The 24,515-nt window shown below is 43.1% G+C and carries 34 protein-coding genes and 1 pseudogene; 19 read left to right on the plus strand and 16 right to left on the minus strand.

Annotated elements, in window-relative coordinates:
- The first annotated feature begins 116 nt into the window (after nt 1-116).
- A complete protein-coding gene (locus VB714_RS22230) occupies nt 117-1,124 on the plus strand; it encodes a pentapeptide repeat-containing protein (RefSeq protein ID WP_323226879.1) in 1,008 nt (335 codons plus the stop codon).
- Here the strand turns inward: VB714_RS22230 and VB714_RS22235 are convergent.
- The gene (locus VB714_RS22235; RefSeq protein WP_323226880.1) at nt 1,098-1,325 is read right to left on the minus strand and encodes a hypothetical protein; all 228 of its coding nucleotides are present in this window, start codon (nt 1,323-1,325) and stop codon (nt 1,098-1,100) included. The two genes, VB714_RS22230 and VB714_RS22235, sit on opposite strands and share 27 nt — an antisense overlap.
- Nucleotides 1,326-1,457: 132 nt before the next feature.
- On the opposite strand from VB714_RS22235, the gene VB714_RS22240 reads away from it, so the two are divergent.
- Together VB714_RS22240 and aroQ are read left to right on the plus strand one after the other, a co-directional pair.
- On the plus strand, nt 1,458-1,601 hold the full coding sequence (locus VB714_RS22240) for a hypothetical protein (RefSeq protein ID WP_323226882.1): 144 nt from the start codon (nt 1,458-1,460) through the stop codon (nt 1,599-1,601).
- Nucleotides 1,602-1,655: 54 nt separating this feature from the next.
- Nucleotides 1,656-2,156, plus strand: a complete 501-nt coding sequence (aroQ, locus tag VB714_RS22245) for a type II 3-dehydroquinate dehydratase (protein ID WP_416309766.1) — start codon at nt 1,656-1,658, stop codon at nt 2,154-2,156.
- A 5-nt stretch (nt 2,157-2,161) separates the two neighbouring features.
- Here the strand turns inward: aroQ and VB714_RS22250 are convergent, their stop codons facing one another.
- A complete protein-coding gene (locus VB714_RS22250; RefSeq protein ID WP_323226885.1) occupies nt 2,162-2,953 on the minus strand; it encodes a YdcF family protein in 792 nt (263 codons plus the stop codon).
- A gap of 104 nt (nt 2,954-3,057) precedes the next feature.
- On the opposite strand from VB714_RS22250, the gene phnD reads away from it, so the two are divergent.
- Together phnD and VB714_RS22260 are read left to right on the plus strand one after the other, a co-directional pair.
- Nucleotides 3,058-3,951 carry a phosphate/phosphite/phosphonate ABC transporter substrate-binding protein gene (gene phnD / locus VB714_RS22255; protein WP_323226887.1) on the plus strand — a complete coding sequence of 298 codons (894 nt, stop codon included), beginning with the start codon at nt 3,058-3,060 and terminating at the stop codon, nt 3,949-3,951.
- A 68-nt stretch (nt 3,952-4,019) separates the two neighbouring features.
- Nucleotides 4,020-5,840, plus strand: a complete 1,821-nt coding sequence (locus VB714_RS22260) for an ATP-binding protein (protein WP_323226888.1) — start codon at nt 4,020-4,022, stop codon at nt 5,838-5,840.
- A 90-nt stretch (nt 5,841-5,930) separates the two neighbouring features.
- Here VB714_RS22260 and VB714_RS22265 read toward each other — a convergent pair whose 3' ends face one another.
- From VB714_RS22265 to VB714_RS22285, 5 genes are all read right to left on the minus strand, one after another.
- Nucleotides 5,931-6,467, minus strand: a complete 537-nt coding sequence (locus VB714_RS22265) for a tetratricopeptide repeat protein (protein ID WP_323226889.1) — start codon at nt 6,465-6,467, stop codon at nt 5,931-5,933.
- Between the two features lie 48 nt (nt 6,468-6,515).
- Nucleotides 6,516-7,394, minus strand: coding sequence for a transporter substrate-binding domain-containing protein (locus VB714_RS22270; RefSeq protein ID WP_323226890.1), 879 nt, complete (start codon nt 7,392-7,394; stop codon nt 6,516-6,518).
- Nucleotides 7,300-7,929 (minus strand): hypothetical protein, encoded by a 630-nt coding sequence (locus VB714_RS22275; protein ID WP_323226892.1) that lies wholly within the window; start codon nt 7,927-7,929, stop codon nt 7,300-7,302. The genes VB714_RS22270 and VB714_RS22275 overlap by 95 nt, the downstream gene beginning before the upstream one ends.
- A gap of 187 nt (nt 7,930-8,116) precedes the next feature.
- Entirely contained in the window at nt 8,117-8,827 is a 711-nt protein-coding gene (locus VB714_RS22280) for a flavin prenyltransferase UbiX (RefSeq protein WP_323226893.1), read from the minus strand.
- The gene (locus VB714_RS22285; protein ID WP_323226895.1) at nt 8,820-11,096 is read right to left on the minus strand and encodes a ribonuclease R family protein; all 2,277 of its coding nucleotides are present in this window, start codon (nt 11,094-11,096) and stop codon (nt 8,820-8,822) included. Before VB714_RS22285 ends, VB714_RS22280 begins: the two co-directional genes overlap by 8 nt.
- Here VB714_RS22285 and VB714_RS22290 point away from each other — a divergent pair.
- From VB714_RS22290 to VB714_RS22305, 4 genes are all read left to right on the plus strand, one after another.
- The gene (locus VB714_RS22290) at nt 11,084-11,359 is read left to right on the plus strand and encodes a hypothetical protein (RefSeq protein WP_323226897.1); all 276 of its coding nucleotides are present in this window, start codon (nt 11,084-11,086) and stop codon (nt 11,357-11,359) included. The two genes, VB714_RS22285 and VB714_RS22290, sit on opposite strands and share 13 nt — an antisense overlap.
- Nucleotides 11,360-11,615: 256 nt before the next feature.
- On the plus strand, nt 11,616-12,560 hold the full coding sequence (locus VB714_RS22295; protein WP_323226899.1) for a hypothetical protein: 945 nt from the start codon (nt 11,616-11,618) through the stop codon (nt 12,558-12,560).
- A 61-nt stretch (nt 12,561-12,621) separates the two neighbouring features.
- Nucleotides 12,622-13,863, plus strand: a complete 1,242-nt coding sequence (locus VB714_RS22300; RefSeq protein ID WP_323226900.1) for an AAA family ATPase — start codon at nt 12,622-12,624, stop codon at nt 13,861-13,863.
- A gap of 40 nt (nt 13,864-13,903) precedes the next feature.
- Nucleotides 13,904-14,566, plus strand: coding sequence for a hypothetical protein (locus VB714_RS22305; RefSeq protein WP_323226902.1), 663 nt, complete (start codon nt 13,904-13,906; stop codon nt 14,564-14,566).
- Between the two features lie 35 nt (nt 14,567-14,601).
- Here VB714_RS22305 and VB714_RS22310 read toward each other — a convergent pair whose 3' ends face one another.
- On the minus strand, nt 14,602-15,045 hold the full coding sequence (locus VB714_RS22310) for a hypothetical protein (RefSeq protein WP_323226903.1): 444 nt from the start codon (nt 15,043-15,045) through the stop codon (nt 14,602-14,604).
- A gap of 224 nt (nt 15,046-15,269) precedes the next feature.
- Here VB714_RS22310 and VB714_RS22315 point away from each other — a divergent pair, with 224 nt between their 5' ends.
- Nucleotides 15,270-16,319, plus strand: a complete 1,050-nt coding sequence (locus VB714_RS22315) for a YihY/virulence factor BrkB family protein (RefSeq protein ID WP_323226905.1) — start codon at nt 15,270-15,272, stop codon at nt 16,317-16,319.
- On the opposite strand, the gene VB714_RS22320 is transcribed toward VB714_RS22315, so the two are convergent.
- From VB714_RS22320 to VB714_RS22330, 3 genes are read right to left on the minus strand one after another with little or no spacing between them, the layout of a single operon-like run.
- Complete coding sequence (locus VB714_RS22320; RefSeq protein ID WP_323226906.1) at nt 16,300-16,968, minus strand: FHA domain-containing protein; 669 nt, start codon at nt 16,966-16,968, stop codon at nt 16,300-16,302. The two genes, VB714_RS22315 and VB714_RS22320, sit on opposite strands and share 20 nt — an antisense overlap.
- 43 nt (nt 16,969-17,011) lie before the next feature.
- On the minus strand, nt 17,012-17,740 hold the full coding sequence (gene pgl / locus VB714_RS22325; protein ID WP_323226910.1) for a 6-phosphogluconolactonase: 729 nt from the start codon (nt 17,738-17,740) through the stop codon (nt 17,012-17,014).
- Between the two features lie 30 nt (nt 17,741-17,770).
- Complete coding sequence (locus VB714_RS22330) at nt 17,771-18,046, minus strand: hypothetical protein (RefSeq protein WP_323226911.1); 276 nt, start codon at nt 18,044-18,046, stop codon at nt 17,771-17,773.
- A gap of 117 nt (nt 18,047-18,163) precedes the next feature.
- Between VB714_RS22330 and VB714_RS22335 the strand changes: the two genes are divergently transcribed.
- The 5 genes from VB714_RS22335 to VB714_RS22355 all read left to right on the plus strand — a co-directional run bounded on the left by VB714_RS22335 (nt 18,164) and on the right by VB714_RS22355 (nt 21,563).
- Nucleotides 18,164-18,364, plus strand: coding sequence for a hypothetical protein (locus tag VB714_RS22335; protein ID WP_323226912.1), 201 nt, complete (start codon nt 18,164-18,166; stop codon nt 18,362-18,364).
- 88 nt (nt 18,365-18,452) lie between these two features.
- Nucleotides 18,453-19,223, plus strand: coding sequence for an HpsJ family protein (locus VB714_RS22340; protein WP_323226913.1), 771 nt, complete (start codon nt 18,453-18,455; stop codon nt 19,221-19,223).
- A 121-nt stretch (nt 19,224-19,344) separates the two neighbouring features.
- Nucleotides 19,345-20,220, plus strand: a complete 876-nt coding sequence (locus VB714_RS22345) for a glycosyltransferase family 2 protein (protein WP_323226915.1) — start codon at nt 19,345-19,347, stop codon at nt 20,218-20,220.
- A 146-nt stretch (nt 20,221-20,366) separates the two neighbouring features.
- Nucleotides 20,367-20,741 (plus strand): cytochrome c, encoded by a 375-nt coding sequence (locus VB714_RS22350; protein WP_323226916.1) that lies wholly within the window; start codon nt 20,367-20,369, stop codon nt 20,739-20,741.
- A 27-nt stretch (nt 20,742-20,768) separates the two neighbouring features.
- Nucleotides 20,769-21,563, plus strand: a complete 795-nt coding sequence (locus VB714_RS22355) for an MlaE family lipid ABC transporter permease subunit (protein WP_323226918.1) — start codon at nt 20,769-20,771, stop codon at nt 21,561-21,563.
- A 67-nt stretch (nt 21,564-21,630) separates the two neighbouring features.
- On the opposite strand, the gene VB714_RS22360 is transcribed toward VB714_RS22355, so the two are convergent.
- Nucleotides 21,631-21,885 carry a hypothetical protein gene (locus VB714_RS22360; protein WP_323226921.1) on the minus strand — a complete coding sequence of 85 codons (255 nt, stop codon included), beginning with the start codon at nt 21,883-21,885 and terminating at the stop codon, nt 21,631-21,633.
- A 115-nt stretch (nt 21,886-22,000) separates the two neighbouring features.
- Between VB714_RS22360 and VB714_RS22365 the strand changes: the two genes are divergently transcribed.
- The gene (locus VB714_RS22365) at nt 22,001-22,348 is read left to right on the plus strand and encodes a hypothetical protein (protein ID WP_323226922.1); all 348 of its coding nucleotides are present in this window, start codon (nt 22,001-22,003) and stop codon (nt 22,346-22,348) included.
- Entirely contained in the window at nt 22,341-22,433 is a 93-nt protein-coding gene (locus tag VB714_RS22370) for a type II toxin-antitoxin system PemK/MazF family toxin (protein ID WP_204103955.1), read from the plus strand. The genes VB714_RS22365 and VB714_RS22370 overlap by 8 nt, the downstream gene beginning before the upstream one ends.
- Here VB714_RS22370 and VB714_RS22375 read toward each other — a convergent pair.
- Nucleotides 22,430-22,696: a type II toxin-antitoxin system RelE family toxin gene (locus VB714_RS22375; RefSeq protein WP_204103954.1), complete on the minus strand. Its 267-nt coding sequence runs from the start codon at nt 22,694-22,696 to the stop codon at nt 22,430-22,432. The two genes, VB714_RS22370 and VB714_RS22375, sit on opposite strands and share 4 nt — an antisense overlap.
- Nucleotides 22,693-22,902 (minus strand): hypothetical protein, encoded by a 210-nt coding sequence (locus VB714_RS22380; protein WP_204103953.1) that lies wholly within the window; start codon nt 22,900-22,902, stop codon nt 22,693-22,695. Before VB714_RS22380 ends, VB714_RS22375 begins: the two co-directional genes overlap by 4 nt.
- A 216-nt stretch (nt 22,903-23,118) precedes the next feature.
- Here VB714_RS22380 and VB714_RS22385 point away from each other — a divergent pair, with 216 nt between their 5' ends.
- A complete protein-coding gene (locus VB714_RS22385; protein ID WP_323226925.1) occupies nt 23,119-23,343 on the plus strand; it encodes a hypothetical protein in 225 nt (74 codons plus the stop codon).
- Here the strand turns inward: VB714_RS22385 and VB714_RS22390 are convergent.
- The gene (locus tag VB714_RS22390; RefSeq protein WP_323226926.1) at nt 23,305-23,541 is read right to left on the minus strand and encodes a type II toxin-antitoxin system VapB family antitoxin; all 237 of its coding nucleotides are present in this window, start codon (nt 23,539-23,541) and stop codon (nt 23,305-23,307) included. The two genes, VB714_RS22385 and VB714_RS22390, sit on opposite strands and share 39 nt — an antisense overlap.
- A 100-nt stretch (nt 23,542-23,641) precedes the next feature.
- Between VB714_RS22390 and VB714_RS22395 the strand changes: the two genes are divergently transcribed.
- Nucleotides 23,642-23,860 (plus strand): hypothetical protein, encoded by a 219-nt coding sequence (locus tag VB714_RS22395; protein WP_323226927.1) that lies wholly within the window; start codon nt 23,642-23,644, stop codon nt 23,858-23,860.
- A gap of 12 nt (nt 23,861-23,872) precedes the next feature.
- Here VB714_RS22395 and VB714_RS22400 read toward each other — a convergent pair.
- Nucleotides 23,873-24,515, minus strand: a pseudogene (locus VB714_RS22400) (PBS lyase); the annotation flags it as partial.

The raw sequence follows: 24,515 nt of genomic DNA on the forward strand, positions 1-24,515 counted from the left end.
CTACCAATCCTAATCAACTTTATAAGGAATTTGTTAGGATTATCGCAGTTTTGATCTAATTTTGATAGGCTAGAAAACGTTTAGGTTAAGAAACCAATACCCCGAATCAGCCGCTTATGAAGACACATCGGGATCGCCACCATTATCGCGTATTAGGATTGCAACCGGGTGCCTCTTGGGAAGAGGTCAAACAAGCCTATAAAAATTTGGCTTTCATTTGGCACCCCGATCGCCAGCCTAAAGACGATCGCCAGCTTCTAGAGGTTGCAGAAGAAAAGCTCAAGGAAATCAATCAAGCACGAGATTACCTGCGATCGGTGTCCCCTAAGCGCCGCGCTACACCCTCCGATCGCCCTCAACCTCCTCGAGATCGCAATCCTTACGGCAGTTATAGCCCTTATTCTTCTAGCGATCGCAAAAGTTATGGTGCTTATGGGTATAACTCAAAAAATCCCTCGAGTTCTGATTCTTATCAAGACCAAAAAGTAAGCGATCGCAATCGTCATAGTCCTTATCAAGATCGAACTCAGAGCGATCGCCACGACTATAAATCATATCAAGCCTATACTCCACGCTATCGCAGCGATAACAGTTATGCTTGTTACGAAAATAATAGTTATAGTACCCATCATAACTATCAACGCCAAGGAAATAGTTCTCCAGACAATCATTACGATACTCATCACAAACCTAACGATTCTGCCCACCAAAAACCGTTTTCTGAGCGATCGCCACAAGAAAAGTATAAAAGACCCACTTTTTCCGATTTTGTGGGAGCCGACTTACAGGGTGCAAATTTAAAGGAAAAAGACCTATCGGGCCGAAATTTACAAGCTGCCAATTTACAAGGAGCAGATTTAAGTGACGGTTTTTTACACGGTACCAACTTTGAAGGAGCTAATTTGCAGAATGCGAATTTATTTCGAGCCAATTTGTTACAAGCTAATCTCAAAGATGCCAATTTGGAAGGCGCAAATTTAATTGGTGCGGACTTAAGTGGAGCAGACTTACGCGGTGTCAATTTAAAGAATGCTAAAATGGGAACCGGCGATCGCTGGTTTGTTAAACTCACAGGAGCAAATTTAACGGGAGCAATATTACCCGATGGAAGAGTTGTCGCTTAGTTTTCTTCTGCAAAGGCGAGGCGATCGCCAAATTCTGTATTTCTTGAACATTGCGACACCTTGTCCTTGATAATAGTCGGCGACCAATAGCCCAGACATCCTTCCCGCAAACCCTAGAGAAATCGCCAGAACGTAGCCATAGACAACCAAGGATTCCACCATGAAAACCAAAGTAGCAACGCGTTCTAGCTTTGTCGTCATCTTAGCTGCAAGTGGGGTTGCGGAATTACAAATTCTTGTGATACTCTGGTAGTAAGATCTAAAAAATTGAATTCAGATCTAATACCAATTTAAGAAAATATTCAGTTCAGTCTCACAGGAGAATTCTGTTCGATGGACTATTTAGACAAGGTTTTGGAAAAACTTAAGGAATGGGCGCGTCGCCTTGTAGAAACTCTTCTGGGGCCAGAAGTCGAACCCGAACCCGAGTTAATTCCAATTCCTACGAACGATCGTCCCAGAAGATGTGTCAGATAATCTCTGGGTAAAAAATCTGGGTGAGTGCGTTCTAAAACTATAGATTTATTAAACATCTTGGTTGCAAACATCTTAGTTCCAAATATATTGGTTCTCCACGGTCCGAATTTGAATCTTCTGGGCCGGCGAGAACCAAGTCTTTATGGATTGACAACCCTGGCTGAAATCGATGCTATGCTAGGTCGGGAGGCCGAATCATTGGGGGCTAAGGTAGAATGCTATCAGTCTAACCATGAAGGGGCTTTAGTCGATGCCATTCATCGTGCTGGAGAAGAGAAACCCGGAAAGAAACCCGGAAAGAAACACGGATTGATAATTAATGCTGGGGCTTATACTCACACAAGTGTTGCTTTGCGAGATGCGATCGCTGGAGTTAAACTACCTACTGTAGAAGTGCATTTAAGCAATATTTATCAACGAGAAGAATTTCGCCATCATTCCTATATTGCCCCAGTCGCGATCGGTCAGATTAGCGGCTTTGGTGCGAATAGTTATCGTTTAGGACTATTGGCGATCGTCGAGTATCTTCAGCAAACTATTAAAGAAAACAATTAATTAAATCACAACCAACCTCGCAACCAATAGACAACAATCCCGATATACTCTCTTAAAGCCTGAGTTGTATTGGACATACCTTCGATACTCGGAATTAAACTCAACAGGAAAACCCACAAATTAAAATCTGTTTTGATGTTCAGATTTTCCGTGGTATAAAAATCAGTAGGTGCGGGAATAAAATCAATATTTTGATGCTTGAAAATAAGATACGATCGCGCCATGTGCATTGCCGAAGTTACTAATAAAATGCGATCGAGTTTCTCTTTCTCTAAAATTTTCTTTACATTAACTGCATTCTGATAAGTATTGAGAGACTCCGTTTCCTCAATAATAGCCGATCGCGGCACCCCCAAAAACTCCAGCAACTGTGCCATATCTGCCGACTCGGGAGGGAATTTTTCTCCCCAACCGATGCGACCTCCCGCAACAATAATCAACGGTGCTTTCCCTTGCTTATAGAGTTGTGCGGCATAAAGAAGGCGATCGCCTCCCTCGGTTATATCAACCATCGGACGAGGAGGAGTCGCAGGTTTAATACACCCCCCCAATACCACAATAGCATCGGCTTGAGGGAGTTCTTTCGAGGGAATATGTCGCCCTTCGAGGGAATGAATCAGGAAAGCATTAACACTGGGATGACTGGTAGTAATAATCAGCAAAAAAGCCACAGCGATCGGTAAAGGAGTCCAGCGCGATCGCTGCCAAGAGAGAACAAAAGAAACACCTAAAAGAACGCAAGAGAGTCCTAAAGGATAAAAAAACAGAGGTAAAAATTTAGAGAGAAAAAGAAACATAATGAGATAATAAACTAAGGTTATGATTAATGAAGAGGAGCGATCGCATTCACTTCGGCAAGAGGAAAAATCCCCCAAAATCAAAAGTTGAGTCAACCGATAAAATGAAAATACAAAACTTACTTATCTTCCCATTATTGTTGGTAATAGCCTGTAGTACCGCAAAAACAGATTCTAATTCAACCTCTTCCGAACCCATCGCAAGCTGTCCCGAAAAACTGCGATTCGCCGTCACTGATATTCCAGGAGAAGAACGCCTCAAAGACGAATTTGGCGCTTTTCAAACTGCTTTAGGAGAAGTATTAGGCATTCCCATTGAACTTTTCCCCGTTAGCAACTTCGTAGCGGCGACTCCCGCCTTGATGTTCGATCGCGTCGATATCGTCCTCGCAGGTCCCTCAGAGTACGTTTTGATGCACTCCAAAGCGAATGCCATCCCCTTTGTCGGCATCACTCGTCCAGGCTATCATACTGTCATTCTGGGAGTCGCTGGCACCCCCATAAAGAGTGTCGAAGACCTGAAAGGGAAAACCATTGGCATTCGCGAAGAAGGCTCTACTGCGGGACATTTAGGGGTTTTACGACTGTTGAAAGAAGCGGGTTTTGAAATCAACAAGGATTTTAACACTAAGATTATCGGTGACGATAGCGGTTTAATCGAACTCAAAGAAGGGAAATTAGATGTTTGGGCGGATGCCAGCACCCGCTATCAGCGTATTATAGGAGAACAGAACCTTAGCGAATCGGACTTCTCCATTATCGCTAAAGGGGAACAACTCCCTAATGATATTCTAGTTGCTAATCCTTCCCTAGGTCCCGAATGTATTGAGGAGATGCGATCGCGGGTCGTGGAAAATGAAAGAAAGCTAATGGACGCAATTTTAGTTTCCCCTGCGAACAAGAAATATACGGAATCGAAAATGGTTCCCGCTAAAGATGAAGACTACGATCTAATTCGCGAGGGATATAAAGCGATCGGTGAAAAAGATTACTTGTAAAAGAAATCTAGCTTGGGAGGATATCGGGGAGCATCTTCCTGTTATCGGCAATTATGGAGCTAAAGTGGGTGAAAAAATGGTTTGCAAATGGAAATCTCGCGGGTATTTCCAAAAAAATTGCTTATGCTAATTCTCTAGCAATTGGTATCTCGATTTCTGGGACAATGTTGGGATTAGGGATCGGGGATTATTACCAAAATCAGGCACAGGAAAATCTGACGATCGCAGTGCAACAAGAAACCTTACTGCACGATTTAGCAACTTCTATTCTGAAAATTCGCGCTCATCCTCAAAAGCTGATTGTTTCTATTAAAGACCCTTTTTGGTTTCGTTATGAAGTGGGACAGTTTGAAACCAACGTCAATCGCGTCGAAACCCTGCTAGTGGAACTCAATAAGGTGGGCGATCGCAGTGGGCGATCGGCCGAGTCTATCGAAAAAATGTCCCATGATTATCAAGTCACTATCGATGCTTACGTGGGCTATTTCGAGGAGATTTGGCCACAGGTGAACCCCCTCAGAATTCCCATTGAGAAACGTGCAGAGACTCAAAAACGAGTCTTAGCTTCCGTTTTGGAAGATGGAACTCGAGACATCGATATTCAGTTTGAGACATTAGCAGGTAAATTAGACCAATTGCACCAAATTGCTAAAGATAAACAAGAAATTGCCAATCAAGATTTGCTAAATGCTAAACATTTACGGGAACGGATTATTTTTACCAGTTTGCTTTTGTCCATTGGCACTGCTATTCTTCTTTCTCTTTATACCGGACGCAAGATTGCACGTCCTCTCGAAGTCCTGACAAAAACTGCTCGAAAAATTACTCAAGATGCAAATTACGATCTACAAGTCCCCGTAAAAACCAGTGATGAAGTAGGTGTATTAGCTGATTCCTTCAACCAACTTATTTATAAAGTTAAACAACAAATCGCACAACTTGCAGAAGCACAATACTTCTTAGAAGAACGAGTTGAAGAACGCACCCAAGAGTTACAAATAACCTTAGAAACCTTGCAAGAAACCCAAACCCAACTCATTCAAACCGAAAAAATGTCCAGTTTGGGGGAAATGGTTGCTGGAGTTGCCCACGAGATTAATAATCCTGTTAATTTTATTCATGGAAATATCACTCATGCTCAAGGATATCTTGGCGATCTATTTGATTTACTGGCTCTTTACCGAGAATCTTATCCCGACCTGAAATCTGAAATTCAAGACAAGATTGAGGCGATCGACTTTGATTTTCTTCAGTCTGATTTTCCCAGAATACTAACATCAATGCGGACAGGAACGGAACGAATTAAAGAAATCGTCAATTCCCTACGAAATTTTTCTCGTTTGGACGAATCAGAAATCAAAGATATTGATCTTCACGAAGGAATTGATAGTACGCTGATTATCCTCAGTAGTAAAATTAAACAAGGCATTGAAATTATCAAAGATTATGGCGATCTACCGAAAATTTCTTGCTATCCCGCTCAACTTAATCAAGTTTTTCTCAATTTAATTGTTAATGGGATTGATGCCTTGTTAAGTAGCGAAATTGAACCCAAACAGATTACAATCCGCACTTGCGGAACGGGAGAAGAAGAAATTCAGATAAGCATAAAAGATAATGGCTCTGGCATTCCAGAAACAATTCTTAACAAAATTTTTAATCCCTTTTTTACAACGAAACCTATCGGACAAGGTACGGGGCTAGGTTTGGCAATTTGTTATCGTATTATTGAAAAACATGGAGGTAAAATTGAAGTTATCTCCGAGGTTGGTCGAGGAACACAGTTTACAATAACTCTTCCTACCCGACTCATCATAAATTCTAATTACACTACTCCCAACGCAAATTCAGAGAAACTTCTCTCTAAGGAAATTGAACTCTCAAGATAGTTTATCTCTAATCATCTCCTTGATTTGCCCTCGATTTTTTCATTGAAAATACTCGAAATCGCGCTCTTTTTATTTTGGGATATCTTGAAACTACTGAGGGGTTGCAAAGCGCTTTTGTAATGCCTCAACTCGTCGTTGAGCAGTTTTATTGGCTGGAGCATATTGCAAGGTTTCTTTGTAGGTTTCTAGGGCTTTTGCATCCATTGTTTTCTTTTCGTAGACATTAGCGAGATTGTTATTGGCGATCGCATATTCGGGATTGAGTTTCAGTGCTTCCTTATAGTTACGAATAGCCAAATCGTATTGTTCGCGAGAAAAATACGAAAAGCCGAGTGCATTATAAATCAAAGCTAAATTTTCCGGTTCAATCTCTTCCTTACTGGCTGATTTTAAGCCTTTTTGGAACACTTGAGAAGACTGAACGTATAATTTTTTCTTTAAATATATACTGCCTAATTCATAATAGTCTTTTGATGTGCCTTCGCCCCCTTTTAGCTTCTTTTGCAATTTTTCTAACTGGTTTTCAAGACGACGAGTGCGAAAAACTTGTTGAAATAAAAAAATCGCCGTTCCTGCGAGTAAAACCAGCAAAAAAGAAATATAAATGACTGGGAGTTGTTCTTTCATATTTGTTGTTTATTATTTGTTGTTGCTTCAATAAACAATTGTGCCATCTTATTGTCCATTTTCCTCACCCTCGGGGAAATTTCCCAAACCCCAATAATTAATGCGATCCTGCAACCATCCCGAATCTTGCCATCGCGCGATCGCGTCATTGACGTACAGATACAACTCGCTATGTTTTAACCCTTTCGGGACAACAATCGCTAAAGGAATTCCCCCGAGGCGATCGCGCAACACGCGATATTGAGGATATTCTTGTACCCACCCCGTCAAGAGACTGCGATCGCCAGCAAAAGCAGCAATTTCCCCTGCTTCTAGGAGAGTCAAAGCCTCTTGATAGGATTTTACCCCCATTAACTGCACTTCTGGGATAGCATGGCGAACGATGGCGATGGTACTCGATCGCTCTAAAACGGCAACTTTGCGATATTTTAGATCGATCCGGCTGTTGATATTGGCTTCTCGGGTAATAAACCCGGTGCTGTCAAAATAATAGTAACGACTAAAATTAATCAGACGCGATCGCGAAGAGTTAACCCCAACACGGGCGATCGTCAGATCGACTTCTTGGGCGATCGCCGCATTTAATCGTTCCGCATTAGTAACAGGTTGTAGGATAATCGCATTGCGATCGCCAAATAATTCCTCTGCTAATTTCCGAGCAATATCAATCTCTAACCCTTGTAAATTACCCTCTCCATCGCGAAATCCCAAAGGACGAAGATTATCTTTAACACCAACAATTAATTGACCTCGTTCCAGAATTTCTGCTAATTCCGCAGCACTTATTCCCTCAACTGTCAATAACCAACAGCCAAAAATTAATAATAAAGATTTAAAAATCCCAGTTTTTTTCCTCTTCTGGCGAGAATTGACTTTCTTCAGTATCCGGGGGAGTAATAACTCGATAATTTGCATCATAGATGCCATCGGCGGCTTGAGAGGGTGTTGCTTTAGATTCTGGAGGGTCTTGAGTCGTTGGAGGACTTTGGGACTCTGGTTGAGGAGGACGCTTTCTCGGTGGAGAATCTTGTTGAATCGTGCGAGCATTTTTACGCAGATCGCTTTGGGGGGCATTGGTTTGAGGAATCGTAGCTGCTGAGGGAGCTTCATCAATATCCCAGCCACCATCATCTTCAGCCAGAGGATCCCAATCAGGAGAAGGAGGAACTTCCCAGTCTGATTTTCCGGGGGGACGAGTGCGGCGTTTTCCTCGGGGTGCGTCGCGATAGCGCGGTGCAACGTCGGGGTTAGACTCCGAAGAGGAAATAGGAGGACGATAATTAAGTAATTGTACGAGCAGACTGGTCGCAATACCTGCACCCAACCCTAACCCCAACCATACCGCCAAGGGAAGGGCGAGAGTTGCACTGCCAAAGAGAATTAACGACAAAGAAGGCGACCAATTCTGGAGCAGAGTCAGTCCGATCGCGATCGCCAGCAATACCATCCATGTTGCACGCATCTTTTCAATTATCAGGGTTTGGAGACCAAACCCCTACTATATCAACTATCCACTACCTACTCCCCTAGGGTTTGGAGACCAAACCCCTACTCCCCTAGGGTTTGGAGACCAAACCCCTACTCCCCTAGGGTTTGGAGACCAAACCCCTACCATCCACTATCAACTATCAACTATCAACTATCAACTATCAACTATCAACCCCTCCTTGCCATCGCTGTAAAGGAACACAATCAATATCCAATCGATCGAGGGCGCGGGCGACGACAAAATCGACTAAATCCTCAATGGTTTGGGGGTTGTGGTACCACGCAGGAATAGCGGGTACAATACTTGCTCCAGCTTCGGCCAGGAGAGTTAAGTTTCGTAAATGAATTAAACTCAAGGGTGTTTCTCGGGGGACAAGAATTAATTTTCGTCCTTCTTTTAATTGTACGTCAGCCATGCGCTCAAGTAGGTCGGAACTCAATCCGTGGGCGATTTTGGCGACGGTACTCATGCTACAGGGTATAACGATCGCGCCCAAAGTCCGAAAAGAACCCGAGGCGATCGTCGCCCCAACATTGCTCCAACGGTGACAGCGCAATACTCCTGCGTTGGCCACACTAGCGCGATCGCGCCAAAACGCTGCTTGTTCTTCGGGTTCAGGAGGCATTCGCACATTTTGCTCGGCCTGCCAAACCATAAAACTTGCCTTGGAAGCCACCAGATCGACAGTATAGCCGGCTTCCAGCAAGTATTTAAGAGCGCGAACCGCATAAATCAACCCACTCGCCCCACTTACACCCACAATTAAAGATTTTGGGGAGGGTGGGGAGGGTGGGGAGTGTGGGGAGGATGGGGAGGGTGGGGAGGGTGGGGAGGATGGGGAGGATGGGGAGGATGACTGATCACTATTCATCTTCAAAGTCCTCATTATTTGCCTCACTACCACCACCGACGGTGACGAGATCGATTTGTTGGCGATAGTAGTCCACGCTTTTCACTTGGACTTCAACCCGATCGCCTAAACGATAAGCGGTGCGATTTTTGCGTCCCACTAAGCAACTATGGCGCGATCGGTATTCGTACCAATCATCTTTAAGGGAACTGACATGAACCAAACCCTCTACCATTAACTCTTCAATTTCCACGAAAAAGCCATAGGATTGCACTCCAGTAATTAAACCTTGAAATACTTCTCCTGTGCGTTCTTTCATTTTTTCCGCCTTTTTCAAGCCATCCAAGTCGTTTTCGGCATCTTCTGCCACCTTATTCCGTTCGTTGAGATGATGGACAACAACGGTGAGATCGTGTTCCCATTGTGCTTGAGTTGTGGCGGGTAAGACATTCCAGTTTACTTCCTCGTGACACTTGCTACTGCCCAGATTTACCCCTTTTCTCGATCGCGTAGAACGGCGATCGCGACCTTCATCAAAGAGAACGTGGAGAATGCGCTGTACGATTAGATCGGCATAACGCCGTCCTGGGCTGAGAACGTGGCAATAACTATCAGGATAAGCTAATCCGAAATGCGCTCCCGGTTTGGTGCTGTAATAGGGAGATTTGAGGGTATTTTTCAGGAAATAGGTCAGAATTTTAGGATGCTCGGAGTTGGTAATCTCTTGCACAAAACTCTGATAATCTCGGGATTGAATTTCTTCCTCTGACTCCATTTCTAACTTTAAATTGAGATTGAGTCCTAATTTGATGAAATCTTCCAATTCCATCAGATCGGGTTCGGGTTGAATGCAATAAAGGGTAGGTAATTCCAAAGCGCGACAGTGATCGGCGATCGCCTTTCCTGCTAAAACGCACAATTCTGCAAGGAGAGCGCGGATCGGCAGAACATTACTATTGACGATCGCCCCCAGTCGCCCTTCATCTTTAAACGGACAGGCATAATCGCTTAAAGAGAACTCAAACCCACCGCGCTGAATGCGTTGCGCTTTAACGACAGGAGCAAGATTGTAAAAGAGGCGATCGAGCATTTCTACCCCTTCTTCGAGTTCTTTGGGAATCTTTTGTTGCTGTCCCAAAAAAGATTGCACTTGTTGATAGCTGAGTTGATGGTCAACTTTAATAACACTGGGTTGAATATCAAACTCCAAGAGTTGTCCGGTTTTATCCAAGGTGAGTAAAACGCTCATGGAAAGGCGTTCTTGACCCACTAAGAAGGAACAGCGTCGAGTAATGGTTTCGGGAAAAAGTGGGAGGGTAAAATCGCGCAAATAAACTGCCGTCCCGCGTTTTTTCGCTTCGATGTCTAAAATAGATTCGTATTCGAGGTAATGAGAGAAGTCTGCAATGTGAATGCCCAAATACCAACGATCGTCGGGTAGGAGTTCCAAACTGAAGGCATTTTCTACAATTTCAGGATATTTGCCTTGCAAACAGTTTTCGTCTTCTAACGTTACTGTCAGTACCGATCGCAGGTCCAAGCGGCGATCGATTTCTGCTTTGGCGATTTTCCCCGAGGGTGCGGGTTTAGGGGAGGCTTTAGCGGCTTCGAGATGCTTTTCGCTAAAGGCTTGTGGAAGGTCGTGCTTGCAAGCAACAATATCGATATCATTGGCCGTTTCAGCGTCACTGCCTAAAATTTTGGTGACTCGACCAAAAGGAAAATTTCCCCCCAAAGGATAGCGCAAAACTTCCACGTGAACCAGGTGATCGATCGCGGTTTCTAATTTGTCGCTGTCGTCTTGCAGTTGCAGTTCAAAGAGCAAGCGATCGTCGAGAGGGACAGCGCGATAGCCTTTGCTGGTTTTTTTGATGCGGGCGAGGAGAGAGGGGTTAGCGCGATCGAGAATCACTTCTACCGCACCTTCTGGCGATCGCCGACGACTCCCATCTTTAACAATCTTAACCAAGACGCGATCGCCATTCCAAGCGCTGCTTAAATGGCTTTCCCGCACGTAAATATCTTCGGTATCTTCTTCATCTTGGATCGCAAAACAAAAGCCCTTACTCGAGCAACGTAATTTAGCTTCAATAATATCTTCTCGGGCTACCCGGCGATATTTCCCCAGTTCTTTGGTGAGAATACCGACTCTTTCCAACGCATCAAGGGCAATTTGCAATTTTTGCAGATCGAGATCGTCATCGCATCCTAATTTTTTTTCGAGGACTTTTCCGGGCACCAACTTATCTTGGCTAAACTGGGAAAGTAATGTAGCGATTGAAAAATTCATTTCTCGTGATTCCTTATAACTCGAGCGTTGTCATGGCACCGGGGAGGTTGGAAGGCGATCGCACTCTACTGCTTATGCTCGCCAAAATCGAAGAGAAGAGATTCGGAGAGTTAGCATCAGAGAGCTTAGTCTCTAACTCAAACGGGTTGACATTTCCTGTTGCGATCGGTTCGATTCCTTTGAGTTTACTCGTTTCCGGAGGGGCGGAGTGTATCAACGAAAGAACCAATCTCTGCAAAATAGGAGGATCGAGCGATCGGTAAAGGCTTCGGTGTCACTCCCCAAAAAGTCTGTCAAGTCCGTTTTCTCTCAAGACCATTTTCTTATCTTACTCTCACCCTATCATCAAGAAGTGAGTAGAATCCAAAATAGTCTTTTATCCATTGTAGATTTTATCGGCTCATTGGCAAGTTCTTTTTGGTGGAGAAGGGTAAAATAATAAGCTGGAATCACAATGATCTTTTCTTCAAGTATGAGATAATAATTTTTAAGAGATGCGATCGAGTCCGATCCGTCTGGATGAAGGATAAAAACAAAGCCAAAATCTCTTATATTCTGCACTTCACACTCTACATTCTTATGATGTTAAAGCTATTTCGTTCTCATTATCCCCAAGGTAGTCTCGTGAGCGAGCTACTGAAATTCGAGCAAGGTAAGTATGTGGTCAAAGTCACGGTTCATCTAGATCGGATGGTTTTAGGAACGGGACTGGGTGCGGCTGATACTGTGGAAGAAGCCGAAGATCGCGCTCGAGAACGTGCTTTAGGGTTATTAAATCTTGAGACTATTCCTTCTCTTCCTGAAGTGCGATCGCGCAATGGGAGTCCGTCGCATCTATCGGGACAGTCTCCTGCGACGGAACTCCCTGTTTCAGCGCAAGAAGAAGGAAGAAATGAGGAGAAAACAAGAAGAGAAGAAGAAAAAATAAGAAGAGATGAGGAAATTCAGGTTGTCTCGTCTCAGTCAGGGGTTATTTCTGAAGATTTAGCCGATTTTTCTACCCCTGTCACGCTTCCCACTCCCGAACCCGCAACGGCGATCGCTTCTTCTGAGGATAAAATTCCCGAGGAAACGGTGATTCCAGGGGCGATCGCCTCTTTTGAGAATACCCCAGTCAAAGAAACGATAATACCATCAGAACCCTTACCAGAGCCTAGTTCTGATTTTATTCCCTCGGAACCGACATTTCCCGAAACCGCGCCAGAAATGCAAGATTCGCCTACATCTGTCGAACCTGAAACTGAACCTGTAGAAGCATCTGCACCCCCAGCAGCGCTTAAACCCCTGACAGAAAACATTGATTTTTCGGACGTTCTCTCCCAGACTAATATTGAAATTCGTCGCTTACAGTGGACGCAAGCACAGGGACGCGATTTTTTAATCGAACGCTATGGTAAGCGATCGCGCCAAGTTTTGAGCGATGAGGAATTATTAGATTTCTTGGCATATCTGAAGTCACAATAATTTATTCTGGGTTATTTGTTACGATCGCAACAGGATAAATAGCAAACTGATAATTTGAACCATGATTCGAGAAGTTAAGATTCAAAACTATAAATCGATTGAAAGTCTCGATCTGGAATTGGGACGCATTAATGTTCTCATTGGGGAAAATGGCTGCGGAAAAACTAATATTCTGGAGGCGATCGCGCTGGCTTCTGCGGCTTATAGTGACAAGTTAGATAATGAGTTTTTGGTGTCTCGCGGTATTCGCGTCACACAACCTCAGTTTATGCGATCGGCTTTTGATAAAGAGAATGTTGAGAAATATGTCGGAGTAGAAATAATTTTAAATGACTTCAAAAAATTTCCATTTGCATTAACTCATGAAAATAAATTATACGATCAATGGGAGCAAATTAATCCTCAAAAAGTTTATGGTAATGGACTCAAAATGTTAGACAAATCTAACGAACGCATAAAAGAGTTAGATGAAATAGAAAAAGATATACAAAAAAACAAAAACGATCTACAAAATAAAATCAGAAATATTGTTCAATTTAAAAATGATATATTGGAACAAAGAATCTTATTGGAAAAGAGCTTAAATGATTTGAATGAGGAATACAAAGACGAACTAAATAATTTTAATAGATTATCTTTTTTTTCAGAATTTCTTGTGTTTTGTCCTAACAATTCATCACTTAGAATTTTTGAACAAGAAGGACAGATTCAACCGCTAGGTATTCATGGAGAAGGATTGTTTAAATTTTTGAGATTTCTTGATATGAAAGAAGATAAAACAAGATTTAATGAAATAAAAGAACGACTTCGCTTAATCAGTTGGTTTAAAGATTTTGAAATTCCTAAAGACCTATTTGAGAACGAACGAAGAATTCATATTTTTGATAGATATCTCGATCCAGAACTCAAATATTTTGACCAGCGCAGTTCAAATGAAGGATTTTTATTTACTCTTTTCTATCTTGCCCTCTTTGTCGGCGAAGAAACCCCAGATTTCTTTGCGATTGATAATATTGATAATTCTCTCAATCCTAGATTATGCCGTCGTTTACTACAAGAGTTAGTCGAACTCGCTCAGAAGTATGATAAACAAACTATTCTCACAACTCATAATCCTGCTGTTTTAGATGGGTTAGATTTAGATGATGACGAACAAAGATTATTTGTTGTTTATCGTAACAAATTTGGATATACTAAAGTTAGGAGAGTTTCTAAACCGAAAGCGATCGCAGGACAAAAACCTGTCAGACTTTCAGAAGCATTCTTAAGAGGCTATATTGGCGGACTCCCCAAAAACTTTTGATTTTAGTATATTTTCATCGTTTGAAATAGTATCTCTGATAATGATTGATTTTGGCTTAGTAACAGAAGGAATAATCGACCAAGTCGTTATTGAAAATATTCTCTATGGTTATTTTGACGATCCCGATCTATTAATACAACCATTACAACCCGATCGCGATAAAGATTCTTATGGAGGATGGGAGAAAGTCTTTGAATATTGCGAGTCGCAAGAATTTATAGAAGCTCTTGGCTCTTGTACTTATATTATTATTCATATCGATACTGATGTTTCTGATAATAAGAATTTTGATATATTAAAGCATGAAGCTGGAACGGGAAGAGAATTAAGCGTAGGGGAATTACGCGATCGCGTTGTTGCAAAATTTAAAGAAATCATCGGCAAGAAATGTCACAATTTTCAATATGAAGAGTATGAAGAAAAATTTATTTTTGCGATTGCCATTCACTCCATTGAGTGTTGGTTGCTGCCTCTGTATTGCGACGATCCCAAAAAAGCGGCAAAGATCAAAGGTTGTGATAAGCAACTCACAAAATGCTTGAAAAAGAAAAACTCAAAAATAAAAATCGAAAAAACTTTAGATTATTACGAGCAAATTTCTAGAAAGTATTCTAAACCCAAAGAACTCACCCAATATTATCCCAAAAATCCCAGCTTAAAAATATTTATCGAAGAAATGCAAACCCGAAATATTACCCTCTAAAAATAATCTCGATCGCCAACCCAAAACAAAAACCCCTATTTTTCATTACGCATTCGAGTCAATTGATCGATGGTATCCCCAATAACTGCCGTTAAACTGCGACGAGTTTCGATATGATTGTCCTGTTCATTCTTTAAAGCCTCCAACGCCCGATCGCGCTCGCGAATGACCGTAATTAACTTCCCCTTTATCGCTTCAGGAGTCTCCAAAGCAGCAATTTCCGCCTTAATAGCAGCCTCAATATCCTCCATCGACAGTGCAGGAATTTCCTCCTCAACCTGCTCGAGTTTTGCCTGTAGGAGTTGACTCTCCTGGCGAGCCAACTGCGCCTCCTCCCGTCGCTGTCGTGCTTCAATATTGTAGAGTTTGCGCCAATGTGCAGCACTCTCCTGCGCCGCATTGCGATCGCCCTCCAACTGCGCCAATTGTTGCTTTAACGTCCGAATTTCCGCCAGCCATTGCACCACCTCTTCACTCATAACCCAGCACTCCTTGAAAAAAGTCCGAAAAATTGCGATCGTTCTCTACAAAAATTTATCCTAACTGAAGATGCGAACTCTTTCCCGTGATGCCAGCTTGACCAAAATCTGGCAAATTAAGATATAGACCTCTTGCATCATTGCAAAATGCTGACCTTTTTCAGGGGGGTTAACGGGGATCGAACACGAATTTGCAAGCGATCTAATCGTGAATCAGTTTCACCATGCCACTCCCGCATTTTTTCCGCTTTTTTTCCTACCTAAATTGGTTAGTTATCCGCACCATTATCGCGAGAATTTTTCGCCAACGTTTGGCGGGTCTTTCCGCAGAAATGGCGTATAATTCCCTGCTGGCACTATTCCCAGCAATTTTGGCGCTGATTACCGCGATCGCCCTCTTTGAAAATTCCCTAGCCACTCTCTTTCGCACCTTAATTGAAGGCTTTGGGGTTGTACAAGATGAGTCTCTCGGTTCTACCATGCAAGGGTTAGCAGCGAACCTGAAAATTGTCGCCCCAGATTTAGTTTGGGAACTTCTCTCCAACTTTGTTACAGAAATCACTCGTACCCGCAGCACAGGTCTATTTTCCGCCAGTTTTGCTGCCACTTTGTGGATCTCCTCCGCCGCGATCGGTGCCGCGATGAATGCCCTCGATCGCATTCACGAAATTCCTAGACACAAACGACGACCCTGGTGGCACGCCAAAATCATTTCCCTCCTCCTTACCCTAGGCAGTATCGGATTGCTCCTCATTGCCTCATTTCTCGTCCTTGTCGGCGATGTTCTCGTGAAATTCGCGGTCCGGACCATTGAGGCACTCCCCATCGAGAAATTGGAAATTGGCAGCTATTGGTTGCTCAAACTTTGGCAACAACTCAATTGGCCCTTTGCTCTCAGCATTGCGATCGTCGCTTTTGCCCTCATTTACCGCTTAGGTCCGAGTCAGTGGCGCAAAGGCACTCCCATTCTCCCAGGAGCCATGTTAGCTGCCTTTGCTTGGGCGGGTATTTCCTTATTGTTTCGCGCTTACGTGGACAATTTTGGCGCATATAACAAGGTTTATGGGGCAGTCGGGGCGGTTATTGTTTTAATGCTCTGGTTGTATTTAACCTCCCTCGTTTTTCTCATTGGTGGGGTAGTTAACGTGACCGTTGGCGAAGCAATGAAACGCAAAACTATCAAAAAAAGAGTGCGCGATCGCCCTACCTTAGAAGGAAGAAAGGAGGAAACAATCCCTCCTCATCCCCCTATTCCTAAGCAAGCTGAAAAATAAACGTGACTTTATCTTCTTTCCCTAAAGCAATGCGATCGCCAGCTCTGAGGCGGTGACGGTTTCCTGGAGGCAAAGGATTATGATTGATATAGGTGCCATTGGCGCTGCCCACATCCTCAATGAAAAACACATCTGCTTCCACGCGAATATCGGCATGAACCCGCGAAACGATCGCCGAGTCGGGAAACCCGGAAACATCAACATCAGGGGGGATCGGTCCTCCCGGTTTGCCGATATGAATCACGGGTAAATTTTGTGGAAATTCAATGACAGTATCGGTTTGCAGATGCAGTAAACTCGCCGTTTTAACTTGGAGTTGCGTCGAGGAGCCCCCGGTGGAAATAGGGGGTGCAGAAGCAGCAGTACCTTCTTCTTCTTGTTCCACAACCGTTGCTACCGTAGAACTCAAAGGTGGAGGCGTGCTAACCTCAGATTTGCTGAGTTCAATGCCGTTATTTTCCCCTTCTTCTGCCACAGTGATGCTTGTTTCCTGTAAGTTATAACCGCATTGTCCGCAAAAACTGGCATCGACTTGCACGATCGCGCCGCAGTTGGGGCAATTGGTCATGGTAGGTAGGGGCGTATAACAGGCTTCGCATTGGGTTGCGCCGTCAGGGTTTTGGTGATTGCAATTCGGACAAACGATCATGTCAATTATTTCAGTTATCGGTTATCGGTTATCGGTTATTGTTTTATTTTGCTTCAATGTCGCGGGCGGCAATTTCATCAACAAACCACCAAAGTTCTCCCTCGGGTTGAATAAAACGGGAGGGATAATCCTTGGGATCGGCGGAATTTCCCCAAACATGAGCAAGGGCGTTTTGCTTGTTGGCTCCTGCTGCTAAAAAGATAACGCAACGCCCGCGATTGATCAGGGGAATCGTGAAGGTTAGGCGAGGTTGACCGGATTTGTTGCCCACGGCGACGAGGCGATCGCATACCTGTAAGACTTCTGTTTGGGGGAATAAAGACGCAGTATGACCGTCATCTCCCATGCCCAGGAGGATGATATCAAAACGGGGAAATTCCCCCGCTTTGACCCCAAAAAAGCCCTGTAGTTCGCGATCGTGGCGATGGGCATCGGCGGTGGCATCCTTGGCTCCCGTGGGCATGGCGTGAATATTGGCTTCTGGGAAGTCTACCCGCTCTAACCATGCCTTGCGAGCCATATTATAATTGCTGTCGGGATGATCGTGGGGAACATAGCGTTCGTCTCCCCAAAAAACGTGAATTTTGTCCCAAGGGAGAGATTGAGCGGCGATCGCCTCATAAAGGGGTTTAGGGGTACTGCCCCCCGCGAGAACCAGAGTACATTGTCCTCGCTCTTGCAAAGCGGATTGGATTTTCTCCAGTACCAGAACCGTTGCCCGTTTTACTAGAGCGCTCTTATCGGCTAAAACTTCAATTGATGGATTGCCCATGAAATTCTTTAAATTTAGTTATTTTCCAGCTTAAAGGCGCAAATCAGTTTTTTGCTCGATAACTTTTTTTGAATTTTTGGCGATCGCGCTCTCCCGATTTTGTAACTTAACGTTACATTTTCCAGATCGGAATTTAAGATCGACAGAGTGCATCCCCAGTCTTTTCCAGTTTTCTCCTCGTAATTTATCGATGCTGAGGCGATCGTGGGTTAAGATAGGAAATCTAGAGCAAGAGTTTTTTAGTCCAAATTTTTTTACGGGCATTTCTGCGATCGGAAACGCAGCCAACATAATTGGCAAGCACATTGAATTCAGCCTATAACCAGATATCTTTCCTCATTTGCGGATATTGGATGCCAGAATATTTGACGGGAATAACTCAGCGTATTTCATGAGCAGATTTACCCTGGTGGGCGTTTGTTTTTGCGGGCGATCGCGGACTTCGGCGATCGCCATCAACAGGACAAAAACGAAGCCAAAACAAATGTTTTAAAATCCGGCTTTTACGCGGTTATCAATAGCTTGCTCCTCGCCATTGGTTACACTATTATTGGCTGGACTGGCTTTCGAGGTATAACTGGAGGCGACTCTCTTCCCTTATGCCGACAAGTTCGGGCAAGATAAGAGAAGAATTCTACAGGCGCTTTCATGCTTAATCCTCTCGCCTTCATGCTTCCCCAAAGATTAAACTGATACGACTCAGATAAAAATAATGAACAATCCAGCCTTTTCTGCCTTTTCTTCTCTAGCACTTAAACTTGTCGGGGTGATACTCATCGTTTCGTCTCTGCTTGACTATATTGTACTAGCGATTCCCTTTCAGATTACAAACAAAGACTGGCAACTGACTTTAGCCAGCAATATTGTCGATCGCGGTATCATTCCCATGGTGGGGATTGCTTTCCTCATTGTGGGATATTGGATCGGCGAATCCCTCGGGAATGAAAGTCGCGGTGTTTCTGTCACTGACTTAAGATTTTGGTCTTTTTTGTTTGCCTGCATCCTCGGACTCATGTTTTTATTGTTTATTCCCCTGCACTTAGGGAATCTTCGCTATAAAATGAAACAGGCCACTGAACAAATTCAACAGGGTTTAACGGCTGCGGAACAGCAGATTCAAACCCAATTCGACCAAATCAATCAACTCCTCATAGACGACAATCGCATTAAACAACTCGACGACGCAATTAAAAGCGGTCAAGTCACAGGTCCTCGTCTCGAACAATTGCAAACAATCCGCAGTCAAATCGAACAGTTAAAAACCAATCCAGCCGCATTGGACGAACAGTTAGAAGCGGCTCAAACCCAACTCCAAGAACGCCGACAGGAAGCGGAACAGCGTGCTAAAACTAACGCTTTTAAATCGGGTATTCGCACCGGAGTCAGCAGTTTATTGCTGTCCATCGGCTATAGTGTCATTGGTGCAATGGGCTTTCGAGGATTAGCTGGAGGAGGTGGCGCTTCCAGTCGCCGTCGCGTCTAGGCTTCTCACTCATCCCACTCTTTTTTCGAGTGGGATGGTGAACAATTATCAATGAATAATTATCAGTGAATAATTATCAATGAATAACCCATAAACTCTAACCCATACCCAAAACCTATTAATGTTTTCTATTTATATCCTGACTTACAACGAAGAAATAGAAATCGCAGCTTGTATCGAGTCTATTATTTCTTTGTGCGATGACATTATTATTGTGGATTCTTATAGCAGCGATCGCACTTTAGATATTGTTAGTAACTATGATGTTCGCATTGTCCAACACAGTTTTGAAAGTCACGGTAAACAACGCACTTGGATGCTGCGGGAAGTCCCCACCCAATATGATTGGGTTTACATCCTTGAAGCTGACGAACGCATGACCCCAGAACTTTATGGCGAATGCTGTCAAGTTATTCAAAACAAGGATAAATATATCGGCTATTATGTGGCGGAACGGGTCATGTTTATGAATCGTTGGATTCGCCATTGCACCCAATATCCCCGCTATCAACTCCGACTTTTCCGTAAAGATAAGGTTTGGTTTGATGATTACGGCCACACCGAACGAGAAATTTGCGACGGTGAAACGAGCTTTTTAAAAGAAACCTATCCTCACTATACAAGCGGTAAGGGGTTCAGTCGTTGGCTGGAAAAACACAATCGTTACTCCACCGATGAAGCGAGAGAAACCCTATCTCAACTTGAAGCGGGAGATGTTCGCTGGCAAGATTTGTTTTGGGGGCGATCGGAGGTTGAGAAGCGTCGCGCTCTTAAAGACCTCTCTTTACGTCTTCCTTTTCGCCCTTTTTTAAGATTTTTATATATGTATTTCCTGTTGGGAGGAATTTGGGATGGTCGTCCGGGTTGGGCTTGGTGCGTTCTCCAATCTTTCTACGAATATTTTATTATTCTTAAAGTTTGGGAACTCCAAACTAAAAAAACTGCCGAAGCCAACTCAGCCAAGGTACCATTAGCAACAGAAAAACACAAAAATTAACATAAATTAAGAAAAATCTTAAGATATTTTCATTTATCGCAATACTTTGGCACAATAATTGAGAGTCCGATGGGAACAGTTTAGCTAACTTCCGGATATCGATCTATTTTTTCCCGGTACTTTTTCGCAAACAATTTTCTCAACCCGTGACTAACTTAGAAGCCAAAGTTCAAATTCCGGTTCGACGAATGGTTTTATTCGTGCTGGTATTTATTTTATTAATTGCGATCGGGATAATGGGGTTCTCATATTCCCACAGTTTCGATCCTTATATACAAAGAGTCTTCGCGTTAAATAGAAATATTGAGCGAGGTCAGGAAATCTTTGCGATTAATTGTGCTGGCTGTCACGGAATCTATGGGACGGGATATGTCGGTCCAAGCCTGGAACATTTGAGCGATCGCAGGTCCGACCTGCAAATCATTCGACAAGTGATTGATGGGACAACTCCACCCATGCCCCAGTTCCAGCCTAAACCGCAAGATATGGCAGATTTATTAGGATATTTAAAGCGATTGTAATGTAATTATTATTAACTATTTGTGATTATGGCAGGTCAAGTTGCCTCAAATATGGGGTTACGGAATTGGATACAGCGACTCATTGCCGCCATATTTTTAGGGGGTCAAGTTGTTTTGCATTTACTGAAGGCGAAAATTAACCGTCGCAATACCCTCGAACAGTGTAATGCAGTCGGTCCGGGTTCCTTGGCGATCGCCCTAACTACGGCGGGTTTTGTGGGGATGGTGTTTACAATTCAAGTAGCGCGGGAATTTATTCATTTTGGGGCAGGAAGCGCGATCGGTGGCGTTTTAGCGGTGGCATTAACCCGAGAATTAACCCCCGTCCTCACAGCAGTGGTTTTAGCGGGACGAGTGGGATCGGCATTTGCGGCGGAAATTGGCACCATGCGGGTCACGGAACAAATTGACGCACTTTATATCCTCAAAACCGATCCCATTGATTATCTGGTCATTCCTCGTATTATTGCTTGTTGTTTGATGCTGCCTGTATTAACACTTTTATCGTTACTTTTGGGAATGTCGGGAGGGTTATTAGTCGCAACAAATCTTTACGGTATTTCTCAATCTGTTTTTCTCGAATCGATTCAAAATTTTTTAGGGGTATGGGATATTTTCAGTGCGGTGATTAAATCTGTTGTTTTTGGAGGATTGGTTGCCGTTATCGGCTGTAGTTGGGGTTTAACGACAACTGGGGGAGCAAAGGGAGTCGGACAGTCTACAACAACAGCCGTAGTAACATCACTGTTAGCAATTTTTGTGACTAACTTTTTTCTCTCTTGGCTTATGTTCCAAGGAATGGGAAATGCGGTAATTGGGTAATAAGTAACAGATTATTTGACGGGTGGGATTGTCGCGATCGCGCTCTTTCAAGATTTAACACGGTAATTCATTCTGGGTTTGAGAGATTGTGTTTGCGATATTGTTCTTGTGTAAATTCATCAAAAGAACGAAATCGACCTGCTTCAAAATCATCTAAACCTTTTTGAATACCCGCGATCGCATCTTCTCTGTCCCATGCTTCCCATTCTAAAACCTTCGTTAACAATTCGGAAGCAATAACAGAAATCTCTTTTCCCTGTCGGGTTGCTTCTTCCTTCAGTTTTGCCTCTACTTCCAAACTCAGATTGAGAACAATGGTCATAATTTTACCTCCGTTAATGCTTGGTTGGCGATATTCTTATCATATCATTACCCATTCTCTTTGTGCGATCGCGCTCTTTTACGATAAAATAGAGAAATGAATTCAATGGCTTTTTATGTCACATTCTGAATTATTGGAACAATTGCAGCAGTTATCCCGTGCCGATAAGTTCCAAATGATGCAATTTTTGCTTGCTGAATTAGCGAAAGGAGAGGGATTGAGTTTGGGAAATGAAACTGGAGCAATTATGGCTGGAGTGCATACTTCTAATTCAGGTGCAGCACAACTCATGCAATTACTCGAGATGGAAAAAGAACAACCTCAAAATCCGGCAACAAATGAAAAAATCAGTTTAAGAGATGCGGCTGAAATGATGCGTTCTTACTATGCAAAAGGGAGCAATCTTACTGAGTTTGTTGATGACTGTCCCGAAGATTTCTATGAGTATCAAGATTATGCGTAGAGGTGAAATTTGGCTCTACTGTGCCGATCCGACTGTTGGTGATGAAATTGGCAAAACTCGCCCTTGTGCGATCGTGAATAATTAGGGAAAGTATCTATAAATTTCTTTTCGATGCAGTATCCTAACAAAATAAACTACACCATCATTAAATTTAATACCGATTCGGTAATTTCCTACTCTAATACGGTAGTAATCTGTCTCGCCTTTTATCTTTTTCATATTACTCACTTCGCTTAATTTTTCTGCTTGCTCGACTCGCTCAATCACTTCCTGAATTCTCTGCAACAGCTTAACATCAATAATTTCGAGCAAATCTCTTGCAAAGCTCTTTCTAAATTCAATATTCATGGTTTTCTATCCAGAATTTTGAAGATTTCCTCACGGCTGACTATTTCAGTATTTTCACCTTCTTTAATCGCATTTTCCATGCCTATATCTTCTAAGACTTCTGTAACAAGTTCTGAAAATAATTCTTTTTGTTCTTGCAGTAATTCAAAAATAGCTGTTTTGAGTAATTCTTTGAGTTTGGTTTCGTCTAGTGTAATTTCAGACATTGCTATTTTCTGTAGTTAACAACCCAAATTGTAGCGCGTAATGGCAATTTTTAGTGCTTCATCAATTTTTCTTCGATATTTAGGTTGAGAATAATGGTCATAACTTTACCTCATTTAATGCTCGGTTGGCGATATTCTTATCATATCATTACCCATTCTCTTTGTGCGATCGCGCTCTTTCACGATAAAATGGAGAGATAAATCCAATGGCTTTTTATGTCACATTCTGAATTATTGGAAGAATTGCAGCAGTTATCCCGTGCTGAGAAGTTCCAAATGATGCAATTTTTGCTTGCTGAGTTAGCTAAGGAAGAGGCGATCGAATCCCTCGATAATGCTACATCTCATCGCGTTTGGTCGCCTTACAATTATGGTGATGCGGCTCATAAGTTAATGAGCTTATTAGAACAAGAAGAAGCGAAAGAAAATGCGAAATGCTAAACGATTTTCCCGTAATGCCTTATAATCGTAGGTAGTTGAGAATTGAATTTGTCCACTTAAATCCAAGAGATTGCGCTTTTTGCGAGTACGAATGAGTTCTTGTAGGGCAAAATCAATTAATTCTTGTTCTGTTGTCAATTGAGTTAATTGTAATGCCTCTTGAACCAATTTTGGGTTAAGTTCGATTTGAGTTATCATTGTTAGTTATTAATTTAATGAGATGGTTTGATTTTGCGTCTTTATTTCTCTAGTTTATCATTAAAATTCTGTTGCAGCCAGTTAATAAACGAGATGAGTTATGAGCATTATATCTTTTCAAGAAATTATAGATTCTGTTGAAAAACTATCTCTTGACGAGCAAGATTATTTGTTTGAGCTAATCAAAAAAAGAAGAATTGAAAAGCGACGTTTAGAGATTGCTGCCAATGCTAAAGCTACTTTGGAGTCTTTCAAACAAGGAACAGCAAAAACAGGCAGTGTGAATGATTTGATGAAGGAGCAGTTGAGGAAGGTTTAAAAGCAAGTTAGTTCATCGTTCCAAATTGTGCAACCACTGAAGGATATTGGCGATCAAATCCGGGTCTGTTTCCAGGAAGTGCGGTAATCGGCACTCGGGGAGGCGATCGCCTACAACCACGGCAATGGGGGGATGGCTAAACCGGGCGAGTTGATTGAGGACGGCGATATCAAACTCTTGGGGGGGTAGATCGGTGGGTGCTTCGTAGAGGATGAGGGCGATTTTCTCTGCACTGAGGTCGTCTTCGCAGTAGGCTTGCAATTCGCCAATGGTGCGGGGTCTGTCGTTAATGGCGGGACAGCCTGCTTTTTTGAGGACGGTGTAGATTTGCAGGGCGGGGTTACTGGGGTCGCTGAAGCGGCTACCGTCGATGCAAATGATTTGGCGGTTTGGGGGGTGACTAGATGACTGGATGGCTTGGTTAATACTCTGGGGCAAAAGTGCTAGGTTGCAATGCTGGGTGAAGGGAGTGGAAGCAACTGGAGTGGTGTCTTCGACTTCGGGATGGGGAGTGGTGGGGGGATTGTGCCATGCTTGATAAAAGTCGGGATAGGGGAGGTTGGTGGCACAGTTCCACATGACTTGGTAGCATTTTTTGAATAGGTCAAAGTTGTTTTGGCAAACTTCATCGCTGAGGCAGTCTTTTAAGGCAGAA

Origin of the sequence: Spirulina sp. 06S082, assembly GCF_034932145.1 — a bacterium.
Classification (GTDB): domain Bacteria; phylum Cyanobacteriota; class Cyanobacteriia; order Cyanobacteriales; family Spirulinaceae; genus CCY15215.

Coding starts and splice junctions, on each gene's coding strand:
- VB714_RS22265 (WP_323226889.1), bottom strand. CDS start 6,467: ATGAAAGAACAACTCCCAGTCATTTATATTTCTTTTTTGCTGGTTTTA.
- VB714_RS22315 (WP_323226905.1), top strand. CDS start 15,270: ATGCCACTCCCGCATTTTTTCCGCTTTTTTTCCTACCTAAATTGGTTA.
- VB714_RS22320 (WP_323226906.1), bottom strand. CDS start 16,968: ATGATCGTTTGTCCGAATTGCAATCACCAAAACCCTGACGGCGCAACC.
- VB714_RS22275 (WP_323226892.1), bottom strand. CDS start 7,929: ATGCGTGCAACATGGATGGTATTGCTGGCGATCGCGATCGGACTGACT.
- VB714_RS22375 (WP_204103954.1), bottom strand. CDS start 22,696: ATGAATATTGAATTTAGAAAGAGCTTTGCAAGAGATTTGCTCGAAATT.
- VB714_RS22330 (WP_323226911.1), bottom strand. CDS start 18,046: ATGTGCTTGCCAATTATGTTGGCTGCGTTTCCGATCGCAGAAATGCCC.
- VB714_RS22390 (WP_323226926.1), bottom strand. CDS start 23,541: ATGATAACTCAAATCGAACTTAACCCAAAATTGGTTCAAGAGGCATTA.
- VB714_RS22270 (WP_323226890.1), bottom strand. CDS start 7,394: ATGGCATCTATGATGCAAATTATCGAGTTATTACTCCCCCGGATACTG.
- VB714_RS22380 (WP_204103953.1), bottom strand. CDS start 22,902: ATGTCTGAAATTACACTAGACGAAACCAAACTCAAAGAATTACTCAAA.
- VB714_RS22310 (WP_323226903.1), bottom strand. CDS start 15,045: ATGAGTGAAGAGGTGGTGCAATGGCTGGCGGAAATTCGGACGTTAAAG.
- VB714_RS22360 (WP_323226921.1), bottom strand. CDS start 21,885: ATGACCATTGTTCTCAATCTGAGTTTGGAAGTAGAGGCAAAACTGAAG.
- VB714_RS22285 (WP_323226895.1), bottom strand. CDS start 11,096: ATGAATTTTTCAATCGCTACATTACTTTCCCAGTTTAGCCAAGATAAG.
- VB714_RS22235 (WP_323226880.1), bottom strand. CDS start 1,325: ATGACGACAAAGCTAGAACGCGTTGCTACTTTGGTTTTCATGGTGGAA.
- VB714_RS22385 (WP_323226925.1), top strand. CDS start 23,119: ATGTCACATTCTGAATTATTGGAAGAATTGCAGCAGTTATCCCGTGCT.
- VB714_RS22250 (WP_323226885.1), bottom strand. CDS start 2,953: ATGTTTCTTTTTCTCTCTAAATTTTTACCTCTGTTTTTTTATCCTTTA.
- VB714_RS22345 (WP_323226915.1), top strand. CDS start 19,345: ATGTTTTCTATTTATATCCTGACTTACAACGAAGAAATAGAAATCGCA.
- VB714_RS22355 (WP_323226918.1), top strand. CDS start 20,769: ATGGCAGGTCAAGTTGCCTCAAATATGGGGTTACGGAATTGGATACAG.
- VB714_RS22230 (WP_323226879.1), top strand. CDS start 117: ATGAAGACACATCGGGATCGCCACCATTATCGCGTATTAGGATTGCAA.
- VB714_RS22295 (WP_323226899.1), top strand. CDS start 11,616: ATGAAGGATAAAAACAAAGCCAAAATCTCTTATATTCTGCACTTCACA.
- VB714_RS22395 (WP_323226927.1), top strand. CDS start 23,642: ATGAGCATTATATCTTTTCAAGAAATTATAGATTCTGTTGAAAAACTA.
- VB714_RS22365 (WP_323226922.1), top strand. CDS start 22,001: ATGTCACATTCTGAATTATTGGAACAATTGCAGCAGTTATCCCGTGCC.
- VB714_RS22340 (WP_323226913.1), top strand. CDS start 18,453: ATGAACAATCCAGCCTTTTCTGCCTTTTCTTCTCTAGCACTTAAACTT.
- VB714_RS22305 (WP_323226902.1), top strand. CDS start 13,904: ATGATTGATTTTGGCTTAGTAACAGAAGGAATAATCGACCAAGTCGTT.
- VB714_RS22370 (WP_204103955.1), top strand. CDS start 22,341: ATGCGTAGAGGTGAAATTTGGCTCTACTGTGCCGATCCGACTGTTGGT.
- VB714_RS22280 (WP_323226893.1), bottom strand. CDS start 8,827: ATGAATAGTGATCAGTCATCCTCCCCATCCTCCCCATCCTCCCCACCC.
- VB714_RS22240 (WP_323226882.1), top strand. CDS start 1,458: ATGGACTATTTAGACAAGGTTTTGGAAAAACTTAAGGAATGGGCGCGT.
- VB714_RS22300 (WP_323226900.1), top strand. CDS start 12,622: ATGATTCGAGAAGTTAAGATTCAAAACTATAAATCGATTGAAAGTCTC.
- phnD (WP_323226887.1), top strand. CDS start 3,058: ATGAAAATACAAAACTTACTTATCTTCCCATTATTGTTGGTAATAGCC.
- pgl (WP_323226910.1), bottom strand. CDS start 17,740: ATGGGCAATCCATCAATTGAAGTTTTAGCCGATAAGAGCGCTCTAGTA.